Raw genomic sequence first — 986 nt, 5'->3', positions numbered from 1 at the left:
GGATTGGCGGTAACGGGTTTGAGTTGTTTGATAACGCAGCGCCGCCCGGAAGGCATTTGGGTGTCTTCGGCGAGGAACGTTTCGCCGAACCCGCCGGAACCGAGTTCGCGCAGGATGCGATATCGATTGTTCAGGAGTTTTGCAATGCTCATAAACGGTGTCGGAGTGAGGGCGTTACGGCAGAATTTTACTAGCAGTTCAAAGCGGTTAAGCTAGTTTAGCACATTTTTCTGAAATTGAATGGTAAATTTTGGAGTAATTTGAGGTGGTTTGCACCCTATTTTGCCTGCCAATTATTCTGGCATTTGCTCGATTAATCGAGGTGCTCCCACTGCAGCACTCCTAAATCTTTCTCGAAGTAATTCTGTAAAAAATTCCGCTCGTTCTCGGGTGGAAAAAGAAGCGACTTGGATGAGTTGTTGATTTTGATTTTCCAGAAATCTCGGATAGGCATCTTCACAAAACATCGCTTTGACTCGCTGTAAATTGAGTTCGCTGTTGTAAATAAATACGGGATAAAAGGTTACTGGATAAGTATAGGGGTCTGTGGGCAAGCGATCGCCGCAACTCGTTTTAGGATATGCAGATTTATTAAACGGATTTACGGGTTGGGGAGGGACTTGAGGCGTGGGAGGTGCGGGGGGTGAATTCGGGGTCTCATTTTCCGGGGGATTGGGAGATGCGGGGGAATTCGGGGTATCATTTTCCGAGGAATCGGAAATTATCGGTTCGGGTTGAGGGCGGGTAATCCACAATCCTAGCAAGGTAAATATACCGATAATCCCACCGATAATAGTGGCTTTTTGCCAATCTCCCATTCCTGGGGAGGAGTTGGCGGGGCGATCGCTGGGGGAAGAGAGGGTGGTTGGCGGTTGAGATGCTGCTACAGGCGGTGGAGAGGCGAGAGTCGCGGGGGTGGGGGTATAAGCGGGGGCGGCGATCGCATCTAACATTTCCCGAGCACTAGAGAAGCGATCGCGCGGATG

At 50.0% G+C, this 986-nt stretch carries 2 pseudogenes; both read right to left on the bottom strand.

Annotation, left to right across the window (positions count from 1 at the left end):
- Nucleotides 1-152 (bottom strand): annotated as a pseudogene (locus tag AC0QH1_RS00510) (serine/threonine protein kinase); the annotation flags it as partial.
- 141 nt (nucleotides 153-293) lie between these two features.
- Nucleotides 294-986: pseudogene (locus tag AC0QH1_RS00505) on the bottom strand (hypothetical protein); the annotation flags it as partial.

Source organism: Phormidium sp. CCY1219 (assembly GCF_055795085.1).
Note: the sequence above shows the minus strand (reverse complement) of the source record. Positions and strands in the feature narration are given on the sequence as shown.